This is a genomic window from Streptomyces sp. NPDC005706 (assembly GCF_040631045.1).
Lineage (GTDB): Bacteria > Actinomycetota > Actinomycetes > Streptomycetales > Streptomycetaceae > Streptomyces.
The window spans coordinates 435196-450832 of the sequence record NZ_JBEXYS010000001.1; the positions used below are offsets into that span (position 1 = coordinate 435196).

Below are 15637 nucleotides of genomic sequence, written 5' to 3' on the forward strand. Positions count from 1 at the left end.
GTTACAGAACAAACGTGTTTCGGGACCACCCCGTGACACCCCTAAACTGACCCTCGTGACCGAGAACGCTCAGCAGCAGCCACCCGCGCCCGACTCCGAACTGCCGACCCAGTACGCGCCGGCCGATGTAGAGGGGCCGCTGTACGAGCGCTGGGTAGAGCGCGGTTACTTCGAGGCGGACGCGAAGAGCGACAAGCCGCCGTTCACCGTCGTCATCCCGCCGCCGAACGTCACCGGCAGCCTCCACCTGGGCCACGCCTTCGAGCACACGCTCATCGACGCCCTGACCCGCCGCAAGCGCATGCAGGGCTTCGAGACGCTGTGGCAGCCGGGCATGGACCACGCCGGCATCGCCACCCAGAACGTCGTCGAGCGCGAGCTGGGCAAGGAGGGCAAGTCCCGCCACGACCTCGGCCGCGAGGCCTTCGTCGAGCGCGTCTGGCAGTGGAAGGGCGAGTCCGGCGGCCAGATCTCCGGCCAGATGCGCCGCCTCGGTGACGGCGTCGCATGGTCGCGTGAGCGCTTCACCATGGACGAGGGCCTCTCGCAGGCCGTCCAGACCATCTTCAAGCGGCTCTACGACGACGAGCTGATCTACCGCGCCGAGCGCATCATCAACTGGTGCCCCCGGTGCCTGACGGCCATCTCCGACATCGAGGTCGAGTACCAGGACGACGACGGCGAGCTGGTCTCCATGAAGTACGGGGAGGGGGACGACACCATCGTCGTCGCCACCACCCGTGCCGAGACCATGCTCGGCGACACCGCCGTCGCCGTCCACCCCGACGACGAGCGCTACAAGCACCTCGTCGGCACGCTCATCAGGCTCCCGCTGACCGACCGCTCCATCCCGGTCGTCGCGGACGAGCACGTCGACCCCGAGTTCGGCACCGGTGCCGTCAAGGTCACCCCGGCCCACGACCCGAACGACTTCGAGATCGGCCAGCGGCACGACCTGCCGTCCCTCACCGTGATGGACGAGCACGCCGTCATCACCGCGCACGGTCCCTTCCAGGGCCTGGACCGGCTCGAGGCCCGCTCCGCCATCGTCGCCGCGCTGCGCGCCGAGGGCCGGATCGTCGCCGAGAAGCGCCCCTACGTGCACTCCGTCGGCCACTGCTCGCGCTGCAAGACCACCATCGAGCCGCGCCTGTCCATGCAGTGGTGGGTCAAGGTCGGCCCGCTGGCCAAGGCCGCCGGTGACGCCGTCCGCGACGGCAAGGTCAAGATCCATCCGCAGGAGATGGAGAAGCGGTACTTCGACTGGGTCGACAACCTCCACGACTGGTGCATCTCGCGGCAGCTGTGGTGGGGCCACCGCATCCCGGTCTGGTACGGGCCCAACGGCGAGGTCGTCTGCGTCGGACCGGACGAGGAGGCCCCGAGCGGCGAGGGCTGGCACCAGGACACCGACGTCCTCGACACCTGGTTCTCCTCCGGCCTGTGGCCGTTCTCCACCCTCGGCTGGCCCGAACAGACCGAGAGCCTCGCGAAGTTCTACCCGAACTCCGTCCTGGTCACCGGCTACGACATCCTCTTCTTCTGGGTCGCCCGGATGATGATGTTCGGCCTGTACGCGATGGACGGTACCCCGCCGTTCCACACCATCGCCCTGCACGGCATGGTCCGCGACCAGTTCGGCAAGAAGATGTCGAAGTCCTTCGGCAACGCGGTCAACCCGCTGGACTGGATGGACAAGTACGGCTCCGACGCCCTGCGCTTCACCCTCGCCCGCGGCGCCAACCCCGGCGTCGACGTGCCCATCGGCGAGGACTGGGTCCAGGGCTCCCGCAACTTCGCCAACAAGATCTGGAACGCCACCCGCTTCGCGCTGATGAACGGCGCGACGGTGGACGGCCCGCTGCCCGATCCGGCGAAGATGTCCGCCACCGACCGCTGGATCCTCTCCCGGCTCAACTCGGTCGTCGCCGAAGTCGACGCGTTCTACGACGACTTCCAGTTCGCCAAGCTCTCCGACGCCCTCTTCCACTTCGCGTGGGACGAGGTCTTCGACTGGTACGTCGAGCTGTCCAAGACGACGTTCCAGGCGGGCGGCGAGGCGGCCGAGGTCTCCAAGCGCGTCCTGGGCGAGGTCCTCGACGTCACGCTCCGGCTGCTGCACCCGGTCGTCCCGTTCGTCACGGAGACGCTGTGGACCACACTCACGGGTGGCGAGTCCGTCGTCATCGCCGAGTGGCCGGCCGACAGCGGGTTCCGCGACCGCGCGGCCGAGCAGGAGATCGAGTCCCTGCAGTCCGTCATCACCGAGGTCCGCCGCTTCCGCGCCGACCAGGGCCTCCAGCCGGGCCAGCGGGTCCCGGCCCGGCTGACCCTGGACGGTACGGCGCTGGCCCCGCACGAGGCCGCCATCCGCCAGCTGCTGCGCCTGCAGCCGGAGGGCGACTCCTTCACGGCCACGGCCACCCTGCCGGTCGCCGGCGCCGAGGTCGCCCTCGACCTCTCCGGCACCATCGACGTGGCCGCCGAGCGCAAGCGCCTGGCGAAGGACCTGGCCGCCGCCGAGAAGGAGAAGGCCCAGTCCACCGCCAAGCTCGGCAACGAGGCGTTCCTGGCGAAGGCCCCGGAGAACGTGGTCGACAAGATCCGCACCCGCCTCGCCAAGGCCGACGAGGACATCGCCCGCATCCAGGCCCAGCTGGACCGGCTCCCGGCGGCGTAGCGCCACGGCCGGCGCGCAGGCGCCGCCCCGCGCGCACGGCAGCCGAAGGCCCCCGGAACTCCACAGCTCCGGGGGCCTTCGCCCGCCCATGTCACCGCGCCTCCGTAGACTGGCACCGTGAGCGACCACCCCGGCACCAGCGACACCCCCGATCCCCTCGACGGCTTCGACGAGATCATCGAGGCCGAGACGACCCGCGACCCCGACCTCGCCGTGATCGAGGCGGGCAGCCGCACCCTGCGCACCCAGGGCGGCCCGCCCGAGGCCGACGTACCGGCCCGGCCGGCGGACCCCGAGGTCGACAGGGCCCTGCGCGAGGTCGAGACGGAGCTGGCCACCCGCTGGGGCGAGACCAAGCTGGAGCCCTCCGTCAGCCGGATCGCCGCGCTGATGGACGTCCTCGGCGAGCCGCAGCGCTCGTACCCCTCGATCCACATCACCGGGACCAACGGCAAGACCTCCACGGCGCGCATGATCGAGGCCCTGCTCGGCGCCTTCGAGCTGCGTACCGGCCGCTACACCAGCCCGCACGTGCAGTCGGTCACCGAGCGGATCAGCCTGGACGGCGCGCCGATCTCCGCCGAGCGGTTCATCGAGACGTACCAGGACATCAAGCCGTACATCGAGATGGTCGACGCCTCGCAGGAGTACCGGCTGTCCTTCTTCGAGGTGCTCACCGGCATGGCCTACGCGGCCTTCGCGGACGCGCCGGTCGACGTGGCCGTCGTGGAAGTGGGCATGGGCGGCTCCTGGGACGCCACCAACGTGATCGACGGCGACGTCGCCGTGATCACCCCGATCGGCCTCGACCACACCGACCGGCTCGGGAGCACGCCGGGGGAGATCGCGGGGGAGAAGGGCGGCGTCATCAAGCAGGGCGCGACCGTGATCCTGGCCCAGCAGCCGGTGGACGCGGCGCAGGTGCTGCTGAAGAAGGCCGTCGAGGTCGACGCCACCGTGGCCCGTGAGGGTCTGGAGTTCGGCGTGACCGCCCGGCAGATCGCCGTCGGCGGGCAACTGCTCACCCTGCGCGGGCTGGGCGGCGAGTACGAGGAGGTCTACCTCCCGCTGCACGGCGCCCACCAGGCGCACAACGCGGCCGTCGCGCTCGCCGCGGTGGAGGCGTTCTTCGGGGTCGGCGCGCAGCGCGCGGAGCGGCTGGACATCGACGCGGTGCGCAAGGCCTTCGCTGCCGTCTCCTCGCCGGGGCGCCTGGAGGTCGTCCGGCGCTCTCCCACCGTCGTCCTGGACGCCGCCCACAACCCGCCGGGCGCCGAGGCCGCCGCCGAGGCCGTGCGGGAGGCGTTCGACTTCAGCCGGCTGATCGGCGTGGTCGGGGCGAGCGGCGACAAGAACGTGCGCGGGCTGCTGGAGGCCTTCGAGCCGATCTTCGCCGAGGTCGTCGTCACGCAGAACTCCAGCCACCGCGCCATGGACGCGGACGAGCTGGCAGCGATCGCCGTCGAGGTGTTCGGCGAGGACCGCGTCCAGGTCGAGCCGAGACTGCCGGAGGCCCTGGAGGCCGCGATCACGCTGGCCGAGGAGGAGGGCGAGTTCGCGGGCGGCGGGGTGCTGGTCACCGGCTCGGTCATCACGGTGGGCGAGGCCCGCCTGCTCCTGGGAAAGGGCTGAGGAGTCCGTCGTGCGTACGCTCTGTTCATCGACGCTGATCGGCGAGTTCTTCGTCATCGGGTTCGCCGCTCTCGTGGCCATGAAGGACCCGGATCTGGCCACGTCCACGGTGTGGCTGGTCAGCGGCATCGCCATGGTCCTGTGCGTGCTGCTGTGCGGCATGGTGACCCGGCCGGGCGGCGTCGCTCTCGGCTGGGCGCTCCAGCTCGCCCTGATCGCCTCCGGCGTCTTCGTCCCGACGATGTACTTCATGGGCGCGGTGTTCGCCGCCCTGTGGTGGGCGTCGGTCCACTACGGGCGCAAGGTCGACGCGGCGAAGGCCAGGTTCGCGGCCCAGGGAGAGTCCGGGGACCCCGGCCCCCCTGCACCTGACGCTGCGTAACGGCGGCGGGGACACGCCCTGTAACCTCGTCCCACCGCACATGTCAGTCGTAAGGAGCCCCTCGTGAGCCAGCGCACCCTCGTCCTCCTCAAGCCCGACGCCGTCCGTCGCGGCCTGACCGGCGAGATCATCAGCCGTATCGAGCGCAAGGCCGGCTGGCAGATCACCGCGCTGGAGCTGCGCACCCTGGACCAGGACACGCTGGAGCAGCACTACGGCGAGCACAAGGGCAAGCCCTTCTACGAGCCGCTGGTGGAGTTCATGGCGTCCGGCCCGGTCGTGGCGCTGATCGTCGAGGGCGAGCGGGTCATCGAGGGGCTGCGCGCGCTGGCCGGCCCGACCGACCCGATCGCCGCCGCGCCCGGCTCCATCCGGGGCGACTACGGCGTGATCGTGAGGGAGAACCTGATCCACGCCTCCGACTCGGAGGAGTCCGCCGAGCGCGAGGTGAAGATCTTCTTCCCGGGCCGCGCCTGAGCCGCCGGCCGGCCGAATCTTCGCGAATTTTTCTGAGGGGGCGTCAGGTCCGCTCGGAGTCCTGACCTGGGACGGCCGTACCTTTTCGGCCGTCCTTCGGCATATGCGTTGCCGATCGGGGGAACGTGTGCCCCCGATGGGCCGTCTCCACAAGCGAGGCGGCGCGCCATCTGATGACAATGGCGGAGACCCTCGCGCAGTGTTCGTGCAGGCGCGTTTACGATGGAAGCCTTCACGTCACAGCACCCGCCTCGCCGACCTGATATGCCCTCAAAAGCTCAGGAAGGCCAGATGAATCCGGATGGGGAACTCAATGTCGTTCATCGGCCGTGACATGGCTGTCGACCTCGGGACCGCCAACACGCTGGTGTACGTCAGGGGTCGCGGAATCGTGCTCAACGAGCCGTCCGTCGTCGCGATCAACACCAACACCGGTGGCATCCTCGCGGTCGGTGCCGAGGCGAAGAAGATGATCGGGCGCACCCCGGGCAACATCGTCGCCGTGCGTCCGCTGAAGGACGGTGTGATCGCCGACTTCGAGATCACCGAGCGGATGCTGCGCTACTTCATCCTGAAGATCCACAAGCGGCGTTACCTGGCCCGCCCGCGCGTCGTGGTCTGTGTGCCCTCGGGCATCACGGGCGTCGAGCGCCGCGCCGTCATCGAGGCGTCCTCGCAGGCCGGCGCCCGCCAGGTGCACATCATCGAGGAGCCCATGGCGGCCGCCATCGGCTCCGGTCTGCCGGTCCACGAGGCCACCGGCAACATGGTCGTGGACATCGGCGGCGGCACCACGGAGGTCGCGGTCATCTCGCTCGGCGGCATCGTCACCGCGCAGTCCATCCGGGTCGCGGGCGACGAACTGGACAACGCGATCATCCAGTACATCAAGAAGGAGTACAGCCTGCTGCTTGGCGAGCGCACGGCCGAGCAGATCAAGATCACGATCGGTTCCGCGTACGAACTCGACGCCGACGAGCACACCGAGGTGCGCGGCCGCGACCTGGTCTCCGGGCTGCCGAAGACCGTCGTCATCTCCGCCGCCGAGGTCCGCAAGGCCATCGAGGAGCCGGTCAACGCCATCGTCGACGCCGTCAAGACGACCCTCGACAAGTGCCCGCCGGAGCTGTCCGGCGACATCATGGACCGGGGAATCGTGCTGACCGGCGGCGGCGCCCTGCTGCGCGGTCTGGACGAGCGGCTGCGGCGCGAGACCGGAATGCCGATCCACATCGCCGAGGACCCGCTGGACAGCGTGGCGCTCGGCTCCGGCAAGTGCGTCGAGGAGTTCGAGGCGCTCCAGCAGGTACTGGACGCCCAGCCCCGCCGATGAGGCCGTTCCCCGGATCCGCCGATCGGGCGGTTCCCCGGATCCGCCGTACGAGACGATCCCTCTCGTGCGGCGGGTCGTTGACATAGAGGCACAAGCTCCGCACATGGGCCCCCAGGGTTCGCGCCGCACCACCGGCGCATCACCGGGGGTCCCCGAATTCCACTCGAGGAAGGGCACGGCCGCCGCACGTGAGGGACACGAAAGAGAGCCGGCTGCTCCTGGTCCTGCTGATCGCCATCGCGTTCGCGCTGATCACGGTGGACATCCGAGGGGGCCGCAACTCCCCCGTCGACGGCGCCCGGCAGGCCGCCGCCGCGGCGTTCGGCCCGATCGAGAACGGGCTGTCCTCGGCGGTGAACCCGGTCGGCGACGCCGTCTCCGCCGTCCGTGACTCCGGCACCCGCCACGACCGGCTCGCCACGCTGGAGAAGGAGAACGCGGCCCTCAAGGCGAAACTCGGCAGCGACGACCGCAACCGCAGCCGCCTGAACCAGCTCGACAAGATGCTGAAGATCGCCGGCGAGGGCCAGTACGGCATCAAGGGCGCCCAGGTCATCGCCATAGGGTCGGCACAGGGCTTCTCCTGGACCATCACCATCGACGCCGGCGCCAACGACGGCATCGAGCGGGACATGACCGTGCTGAACGGCGACGGACTCGTCGGCCGCGTCACCACCGTCGGCCCGGACACCGCCACCGTGCTGCTCGCCAACGACCCCGACTTCACCGTCGGCACCCGCATGGAGAACAGCGACGAACTCGGCTTCGCCTCCGGCCAGGGCGACCGCCCGCTGCGGGTGGAACTCCTCAACGGCAAGACCGAGGTGAAGAAGGGCGACCGGCTCGTCACCTTCGGCTCCCAGGCCGACAAGCCCTTCGTGCCCGGCGTCCCGGTCGGCGTGGTCTCCCGGATCGACCCCTCCGGCAGCGGCCTCACCCGCACCCTCTACGTCACTCCGTACGTCGGCTTCACCAAGCTCGACGTCGTCGGCGTGGTCGTCCAGGGCCCGAAGCGGGACCCGCGCGACGAGGTCCTGCCGCGCAAGCCCAAGCCGACACCGACGCCGACCGTGACCGTCACGGTCAGCCCCTCGGCCGGCGCGCCCGGCACCAACGAGCAGCAGTAGGAGCTGAATCCCCATGCGTCCCAACCGGATCCTGCTCTCGATCGCGCTGGTCGTCGTCGCCCTGGTGATCCAGGTGAGCGTCCTCGCCCGCCTGCACCTGCCGGGTGCCGTCCCCGACCTGCTGCTGCTCACCGTCCTCGGCCTCGCCATGGTGTACGGCCACGTGGGCGGCGCCCTCGTCGGCTTCGGCGCCGGACTGCTCGCCGACCTCGCCCCGCCGGCCGACCACGCGGCCGGCCGCTACGCCCTGGTGCTGTGCGTCATCGGCTACTTCGCCGGACTCATCAAGCCGGAAAACGGGCGGCTGAAGTCCGCCACCGGCCCGATGGCCGTCGTGGTCGCCGCCGCCGTCGGCTCCACCCTGCTGTACGCGGGCGTCGGCGCCCTGGTCGGCGACACCGCCGCCCGTCATGTCGGCCTGCCGGGCCTGCTGTTCTCGGCGGCCCTGTACGACCTGCTGCTGGCCCCCTTCGTGGTCCCCGCGATCATGTGGCTGGCCCGCCGCTCCGACAACGACCCGCTCGCCGAGACCAGTCCCGCCGCCAAGGCCGGCGACATCTCCTCCGGCTGGCTCTCCTCCGGCACCGGGCTGCGCATCGGCGGTCAGCGCGGCCTCGGCGCCCTGAAGGCCAAGGCCCGCACCCGCTCCACCAGGGTCGGCCGCATCAAGGGGGTCAAGCGGCTGTGAACGCACCAGAGTTCACTCGAACGGGGCAATCGCGGCGGAACGGCGCCGCACAGGCGGATCGTTCATCATTCGTCGGCGCACACACGTCCGCGCACTGAGAGGGGGAGACAGCCGCAGTGACCAACATCCCCGAGACCGGACGGACCCCACGGGTCCAGATCCGCCTCGTCGTCATCCAGATCCTCGTCCTCTCCCTCCTCGGCACCCTCGGCGGCCGCCTGTGGTACCTGCAGATCCGTGAGGGCGCCGCGTACCAGAAGGAGGCCTCCGGCAACCACGTCCAGCAGGTCGTCGATCCCGCCGTCCGCGGCGACATCCTCGACGCCCGGGGCGTGCCGCTCGCCGACAACGAGACCCGCCTGGTCGTCTCCGCCTCCCGCACCGATCTGCTCAAGCAGGCGGACGACGGCAAGGCCGTCCTCACCAAGCTGGCCGGCGTCCTCGGCATGAAGCCCGCCGACGTCATGCGCAAGGTCCGGCTGTGCGACGCCGAGACCCCCCAGCCCTGCTGGAACGGCTCGCCCTACCAGCCGATCCCGATCACCGACGAGGCCGACGCCAAGCAGGCCCTGCAGATCCGCGAGCGCGCCGAGGACTTCCCCGGCATCACCGCCGAGCCCGAGGCCGTGCGCCGCTACCCGGGCCCGGGCAAGTCCAACACCTCCCAGGTCCTCGGCTACCTCTCGCCGGTCACCGACGAGGAGATCCAGAAGGCCAAGGACACCGACTCGCCCTACCTGCGCTCCGACATGGTCGGCCGCTCCGGCCTCGAGCGCCAGTACGACAAGGTGCTGCGCGGCAAGGCCGGCGTCACCCGCTACGAGGTGGACAACCTCGGCCGGGTCATCGGCAAGGCCCAGTCCGACGCGGCCGAGTCCGGCTCCAACCTGGTCACCAGCATCGACTCCCGGGTGCAGCGCGTCGCCGAGTACGAGCTGGACAAGGCGATGAAGGTCGCCCGCCAGCAGTACGACAAGATCACCGGCGAGAACTACAAGGCGGACTCCGGTGCCGTCGTGGTCATGGAGGCCAAGACCGGCCGGATAGTGGCCATGGCCTCCGCACCGACCTACGACCCGAACGTCTGGGTCGGCGGTATCTCCGCCAAGGACTACAAGGCCCTCACCGGCAAGAACTCCGACTACCCGCTGCTCAACCGGGCCATCCAGGGCCAGGCCGCGCCCGGCTCGACCTTCAAGGTGGTCTCCACGGCCGCCGCGGTCGAGGCCGGCTACCCCTTCGACGGCCGCTACCCCTGCACCAGCTCCTACTCCGTCGGCAGCCAGGTCTTCAAGAACTTCGAGGGCGAGAACTTCGGCCCCATCTCCCTCGGCCGCGCCCTCGAGGTCTCCTGCGACACCGTCTTCTACGGTCTCGCCGACAGGGAGTGGAAGCGCGACGGCGGGATCAACCCCAAGAAGGGCAAGCCCAAGGACTACTTCTACAAGGCCGCCCATCAGTTCGGCCTCGGCAAGGAGACCGGCGTCGACCTCCCCAACGAGGTCACCGGACGCGTCCCGGACCGCCAGTGGAAGCAGGACTACTGGAAGGCCAACAAGGACGCCTGGTGCAAGTCCGGCAAGAAGGACGGCAGCTACGTCGAGAAGATCGCGTACGAGAACTGCCTCGAGGGCAACAAGATGCGCGAGGGCGACTCGATCAACTACTCCATCGGACAGGGCGACACCCTGGTCACCCCCATCCAGGAGGCCGCGATCTACGGCGCCGTCGCCAACGGCGGCACCATGTACCAGCCCACCATCGGCAAGGCGGTCATCAGCGCGGACGGCAGGACGGTCACGGAGATCAAGCCGAAGAAGAACGGCAGGCTGCCGGTCACCAAGGCCACCCTCGCGGGCATGAACGACGCCTTCGCCGGCGTCATCACCCGCGGTACCGCCGCCTGGAAGTTCGGCGGCTGGCCCCAGGACAAGATCCCGCTGCACGCCAAGACCGGCACCGCCGAGGTCTACGGCAAGCAGACCACCTCCTGGCTCGCCACCTACTCCAAGGACTACACGGTGATCATGACGATCGCCCAGGCCGGTACGGGTTCCGGAGCCTCCGGTGAGGCCGTGCGCAACATCTACAGCGCGCTCTACGGCGTCGGCGGCGACGGCTCCATCGACAACAAGAAGGCACTGCTGCCCCAACCGCAGAAGAGCCTGCCCAAGGTCCGCACCGACGGCACCATCGCCTCCCCGAAGATCGCCGGCGACCCGGCCAAGGACGTCGAGGCCTCCCAGCAGGACAACCCCAGCAACGACGACGGCCAGACCCCGGCCACCTCGCCCTCGCCCACCACGGGCAACCGCGACACCCGCAGGCGCCACCGCAGGAGGGGAAGCCGGAGGATGCTCACATGACCAGCGCCAACAGCTTCTCCGTCTCCGGTTACGGACCCGAGCGGGCCGGCTGGACCAGACTCTTCGCCCGCGACTCACTGGCCCGCCGGCTCGACTGGCCGATACTGCTGTCGGCACTCGCCCTCTCGGGGATCGGCTCCCTGCTGGTCTTCTCGGCCACCCGCAACCGCACCGAGATCAACCAGGGCGACCCGTACTACTTCCTGCTCCGGCACCTGATGAACACCGGCATCGGGCTCGTCCTGATGATCGGCACGCTCTGGCTCGGCCACCGCGCCCTGCGCAACGCCGTGCCGATCCTCTACGGCCTGTCCGTCTTCGGCATCCTCGCCGTGCTGACCCCGCTGGGCTCCACCGTCAACGGCGCCCACTCCTGGATCGTGCTCGGCGGCGGCTTCTCGCTCCAGCCCTCGGAGTTCGTGAAGATCACGATCATCCTGGGCATGGCCATGCTGCTCGCGGCCCGCGTCGACGCCGGCGACAAGAAGTACCCCGACCACCGCACGGTCCTGCAGTCCCTGGGCCTGGCCGCCGTACCCATCCTCATCGTGCTGCTCATGCCCGACCTCGGATCGGTCATGGTCATGGTGGTCATCATCCTCGGCGTCCTGCTCACCTCCGGCGCCTCCAACCGCTGGGTCTTCGGCCTGATCACCGCCGGCACCGTCGGCGCGATCGCCGTCTGGCAGCTGCACATCCTGGACGAGTACCAGATCGCCCGCTTCGCGGCCTTCGCCAACCCCGACCTCGACCCGGCCGGCGTCGGCTACAACACCAACCAGGCCCGCATCGCCATCGGCTCCGGCGGCCTCACCGGCGCGGGCCTCTTCCACGGCTCGCAGACCACCGGCCAGTTCGTCCCCGAACAGCAGACGGACTTCGTCTTCACCGTCGCCGGCGAGGAACTCGGCTTCATCGGAGCCGGACTGATAATCCTCCTCCTCGGCATCCTGCTGTGGCGCGCCTGCCGCATCGCCCGCGACTCCACCGAGCTGTACGGCACGATCGTCGCCGCCGGCATCATCGCCTGGTTCGCCTTCCAGTCCTTCGAGAACATCGGCATGACCCTCGGCATCATGCCCGTCACCGGCCTGCCCCTGCCCTTCGTCTCCTACGGCGGCACGTCGATGTTCGCAGTATGGATCGCCGTCGGCCTCTTGCAGTCCATCAAGGTGCAACGTCCGATGTCCGCGTGAATCCGACCGCACGAAAGGGGACTGAGCAGGCCCATCGCGGCTAGATTCTGTTCATGGCGGATACGAAACGCGAGATCGAGCGCAAGTACGAATCCGATGAGAGCGGGCTCCCCGACCTGACGGGCGCCGGCAAGGTGGCGGACGTCCTCGACCAGGGCCTGGTCGAGCTGGACGCCACCTACTACGACACCGCCGACGAACGCCTGGCCGCCGCCTCCCTCACCCTGCGCCGCCGCACCGGCGGCTCGGACGACGGCTGGCACCTGAAATTCCCGGTCGCCCCCGGTGTCCGCGACGAGATCAGGGCACCGCTGTCCGACACCGTTCCCGAGGAACTCGCCGCCCTGGTCCGCTCCCGGGTCCGGGCCGCCGAACTGGTCCCCGTCGTCCGGCTCCGCTCCGCCCGCGACGTACGCCACCTGGTCGACGCCGACGGCACACTGCTGGCCGAGGCAAGCGTCGACACGGTCACCGCCGAACGGCTCAACCGGGCCGGCGGCACCACCCGCTGGACCGAGATCGAGGTGGAGCTGGCCGACGACGCCGATCCGGCCCTCCTCGACAAGGTCGACAAACGCCTGCGCAAGGCGGGCGTACGCCCGTCCACCTCACCGTCCAAGCTGGCCCGGGCGCTGGAGCAGACCGGCGGCACCCGCACCCGGCCCGCCGAGCCCGCACCCCCCGTGACCGCCGGCGACCACGTCCTCGCCTACCTGCGCGAACAACGCGACGAGATCCTCGACCGCGACCCGGCCGTCCGCCGGGACATCCCGGACTCCGTGCACCGCATGCGGGTCGCCACCCGCCGTATGCGCAGCACCTTCCGCACCTTCGGCACGGTCCTCGACCCCGCCGTCACCGCCCCGGTCGCCACCGAGCTGAAATGGCTGGCCCGCGAGCTGGGCGCCGACCGTGACCAGGAAGTACTGGCGGAGCGCCTCAGCACCGCCCTGGACGAACTCCCGTCCGAGCTGGTCCTCGGTCCCGTGCCCCAGCGGCTCGCCTCCTGGGCCGACGCCCGGCACAGCAGCACCCGCGGCCATCTCATCGCCATCCTCGACTCCGCCCGCCACCAGGCCCTGCTCGACACCCTCGACGCCCTCCTCGCCGACCCGCCGCTGCGCGGCAAGGCCGGCAAGAAACCCGCGAAGGTGCTCGCCAAGGCCGTACGCAAGGACCTCGCCAAGGTCACCCGCCTGATCACCCACGCGCTCGACCTGCCACCCGGCCAGGAGCGCGACGTCGCCCTGCACGAGGCCCGCAAGAAGGCCAAGCGCACCCGCTACGCCGCCGAGGCCGCCATCCCGGCCCTCGGCGCCCCGGCCAAATCCCTGGCCAAGTCGATGAAGTCCCTCACCTCTCTGCTGGGCGACCACCAGGACAGCGTCATGGCCCGCCACATCCTGCGCGAGTTCGCCGCGGTCGCCCACGCGGCGGGGGAGAGCACCTTCACGTACGGCCTGCTGTACGGCCGGGAGGAGCGGCGCGCGGCGGCGGCGGAAGCCGAGCTGCCGGGCCTGTGGGCGAAGATCAAGTCGGGGGCGTCCGTCTGAGCGTACGGGGGAGCCCTCCGGGCGGGTTACGCTGAATGGTCACCCCTGTCAGCTCATGAAGGTTCGCGAGATGCCTGTCGAGTCGGTTTTCCCGCAGCTCGAAGCTCTGCTCCCCCACGTGCAGAAGCCGATCCAGTACGTCGGCGGTGAGCTCAACTCCACCGTCAAGAACTGGGACGAGTGCGACGTCCGCTGGGCGCTCATGTACCCGGACGCCTACGAGGTCGGACTGCCCAACCAGGGCGTCATGATCCTCTACGAGGTACTCAACGAGCAGGAGGGCGTCCTCGCCGAGCGCACCTACAGCGTGTGGCCGGACCTCGAGGCGCTGATGCGTGAGCATCGCGTCCCGCAGTTCACCGTGGACAGCCACCGCCCGGTGAAGTCGTTCGACGTGTTCGGCCTCAGCTTCTCCACGGAGCTGGGCTACACCAACATGCTGACGGCGCTGGACCTGGCCGGCATCCCCCTGGAGTCGAAGGACCGCGGACTGGACGACCCGATCGTCCTGGCCGGCGGCCACGCGGCCTTCAACCCGGAGCCGATCGCCGACTTCATCGACGCGGCGGTCATCGGCGACGGCGAGCAGGCCGTCCTCGACATGACCCGTGTCATCCGCGAGTGGAAGGCGCAGGGCCGTCCCGGCGGCCGCGAGGAGGTCCTCCTCCGTCTGGCGAAGACGGGCGGCGTCTACATCCCCGCGTTCTACGACGTGGAGTACCTGCCCGACGGCCGTATCGGCCGTGTCGTGCCCAACAGGTCCGGGGTCCCGTGGCGTGTCTCCAAGCACACCGTCATGGACCTGGACGAGTGGCCCTACCCCAAGCAGCCCCTGGTCCCGCTCGCCGAGACGGTCCACGAGCGGATGTCGGTCGAGATCTTCCGCGGCTGCACCCGCGGCTGCCGCTTCTGCCAGGCCGGCATGATCACCCGTCCGGTGCGTGAGCGTTCGATCACCGGCATCGGCGACATGGTCGACAAGGGCCTCAAGGCGACGGGCTTCGAGGAGGTCGGCCTCCTCTCCCTGTCCTCGGCGGACCATTCCGAGATCGGTGACATCGCGCAGGGCCTGGCCGACCGGTACGAGGAGGATAAGATCGGCCTGTCGCTGCCCTCCACCCGAGTCGACGCCTTCAACATCGACCTGGCGAACGAACTGACCCGCAACGGCCGCCGCTCCGGCCTCACCTTCGCCCCCGAGGGCGGCTCGGAGCGCATCCGCAAGGTCATCAACAAGATGGTCTCGGAAGAGGACCTGATCAGGACCGTCTCCACGGCGTACGGCAACGGCTGGCGCCAGGTGAAGCTGTACTTCATGTGCGGCCTGCCGACGGAGACCGACGACGACGTCCTGCAGATCGCGGACATGGCGACCCACGTGATCCAGAAGGGCCGCGAGGTCTCCCGGTCGAACGACATCCGCTGCACGGTCTCGATCGGCGGCTTCGTCCCGAAGCCCCACACCCCCTTCCAGTGGGCGCCCCAGCTCTCCGCCGAGGAGACCGACGCCCGCCTCGAGAAGCTCCGCGACAAGATCCGCGGCGACAAGAAGTACGGCCGTTCGATCGGCTTCCGCTACCACGACGGCAAGCCCGGCATCGTGGAGGGCCTGCTCTCCCGCGGCGACCGCCGCATCGGCGCCGTCATCCGCGCGGTCTACGAGGACGGCGGCCGCTTCGACGGCTGGCGCGAGCACTTCTCCTACGACCGCTGGATGGCGTGCGCGGACAAGGCCCTCGCCTCCTTCGGCGTGGACGTCGACTGGTACACCACCCGCGAGCGCACCTACGAGGAGGTCCTCCCCTGGGACCACCTCGACTCCGGCCTGGACAAGGAATGGCTCTGGGAGGACTGGCAGGACGCCCTCGACGAGACCGAGGTCGACGACTGCCGCTGGACGCCCTGCTTCGACTGCGGCGTCTGCCCGGCCATGGACACGAACATCCAGGTGGGTCCGACGGGCAAGAAGCTCCTGCCTTTGACCGTGGTCGACAAGTAGCCGGTCGGGCCCCTTGCGCAGCAGGGAACGCAGGGGGCCCTTCCGCTTTCGGGAGGCAGGGCGGCGTCCTGGAGCGGGAGGTTGCGCAGGCCGGTGGCGCGAGCGGCGCGGACGCGGTCCTCGGCGCGGGCGCGCTGCCGGTGCCGCGGCTCCGGTGCGGCGGTGCCTCCGGCCACCCGGCGCGGGTGCCGGACGCCGCTCACG

11 protein-coding genes are annotated in these 15637 nt (G+C 70.0%); all 11 read left to right on the forward strand.

Annotated features, from left to right (window positions below):
* Positions 1-55 precede the first annotated feature (55 nt).
* A complete protein-coding gene (locus ABZ478_RS01915; RefSeq protein WP_359544553.1) occupies positions 56-2680 on the forward strand; it encodes a valine--tRNA ligase in 2625 nt (874 codons plus the stop codon).
* 117 nt (positions 2681-2797) lie between these two features.
* Positions 2798-4312 (forward strand): folylpolyglutamate synthase/dihydrofolate synthase family protein, encoded by a 1515-nt coding sequence (locus ABZ478_RS01920; RefSeq protein ID WP_358931365.1) that lies wholly within the window; start codon positions 2798-2800, stop codon positions 4310-4312.
* 10 nt (positions 4313-4322) lie between these two features.
* Positions 4323-4694 carry a DUF4233 domain-containing protein gene (locus tag ABZ478_RS01925; RefSeq protein WP_359544554.1) on the forward strand — a complete coding sequence of 124 codons (372 nt, stop codon included), beginning with the start codon at positions 4323-4325 and terminating at the stop codon, positions 4692-4694.
* A gap of 63 nt (positions 4695-4757) precedes the next feature.
* Positions 4758-5171, forward strand: a complete 414-nt coding sequence (gene ndk, locus ABZ478_RS01930) for a nucleoside-diphosphate kinase (RefSeq protein WP_104780585.1) — start codon at positions 4758-4760, stop codon at positions 5169-5171.
* A gap of 313 nt (positions 5172-5484) precedes the next feature.
* Positions 5485-6504, forward strand: coding sequence for a rod shape-determining protein (locus ABZ478_RS01935; RefSeq protein ID WP_116151120.1), 1020 nt, complete (start codon positions 5485-5487; stop codon positions 6502-6504).
* 188 nt (positions 6505-6692) lie between these two features.
* The gene (gene mreC, locus ABZ478_RS01940; protein ID WP_359544555.1) at positions 6693-7631 is read left to right on the forward strand and encodes a rod shape-determining protein MreC; all 939 of its coding nucleotides are present in this window, start codon (positions 6693-6695) and stop codon (positions 7629-7631) included.
* Between the two features lie 13 nt (positions 7632-7644).
* Entirely contained in the window at positions 7645-8319 is a 675-nt protein-coding gene (mreD, locus tag ABZ478_RS01945; RefSeq protein WP_359544556.1) for a rod shape-determining protein MreD, read from the forward strand.
* A gap of 116 nt (positions 8320-8435) precedes the next feature.
* Positions 8436-10685, forward strand: coding sequence for a penicillin-binding protein 2 (gene mrdA, locus ABZ478_RS01950; RefSeq protein WP_359544557.1), 2250 nt, complete (start codon positions 8436-8438; stop codon positions 10683-10685).
* Positions 10682-11881 (forward strand): rod shape-determining protein RodA, encoded by a 1200-nt coding sequence (gene rodA / locus ABZ478_RS01955; protein WP_359544558.1) that lies wholly within the window; start codon positions 10682-10684, stop codon positions 11879-11881. Before mrdA ends, rodA begins: the two co-directional genes overlap by 4 nt.
* A 53-nt stretch (positions 11882-11934) precedes the next feature.
* The gene (locus tag ABZ478_RS01960; RefSeq protein WP_359544559.1) at positions 11935-13434 is read left to right on the forward strand and encodes a CYTH and CHAD domain-containing protein; all 1500 of its coding nucleotides are present in this window, start codon (positions 11935-11937) and stop codon (positions 13432-13434) included.
* Positions 13435-13504: 70 nt separating this feature from the next.
* Positions 13505-15433: a TIGR03960 family B12-binding radical SAM protein gene (locus ABZ478_RS01965; RefSeq protein WP_359544560.1), complete on the forward strand. Its 1929-nt coding sequence runs from the start codon at positions 13505-13507 to the stop codon at positions 15431-15433.
* Positions 15434-15637 lie beyond the last annotated feature (204 nt).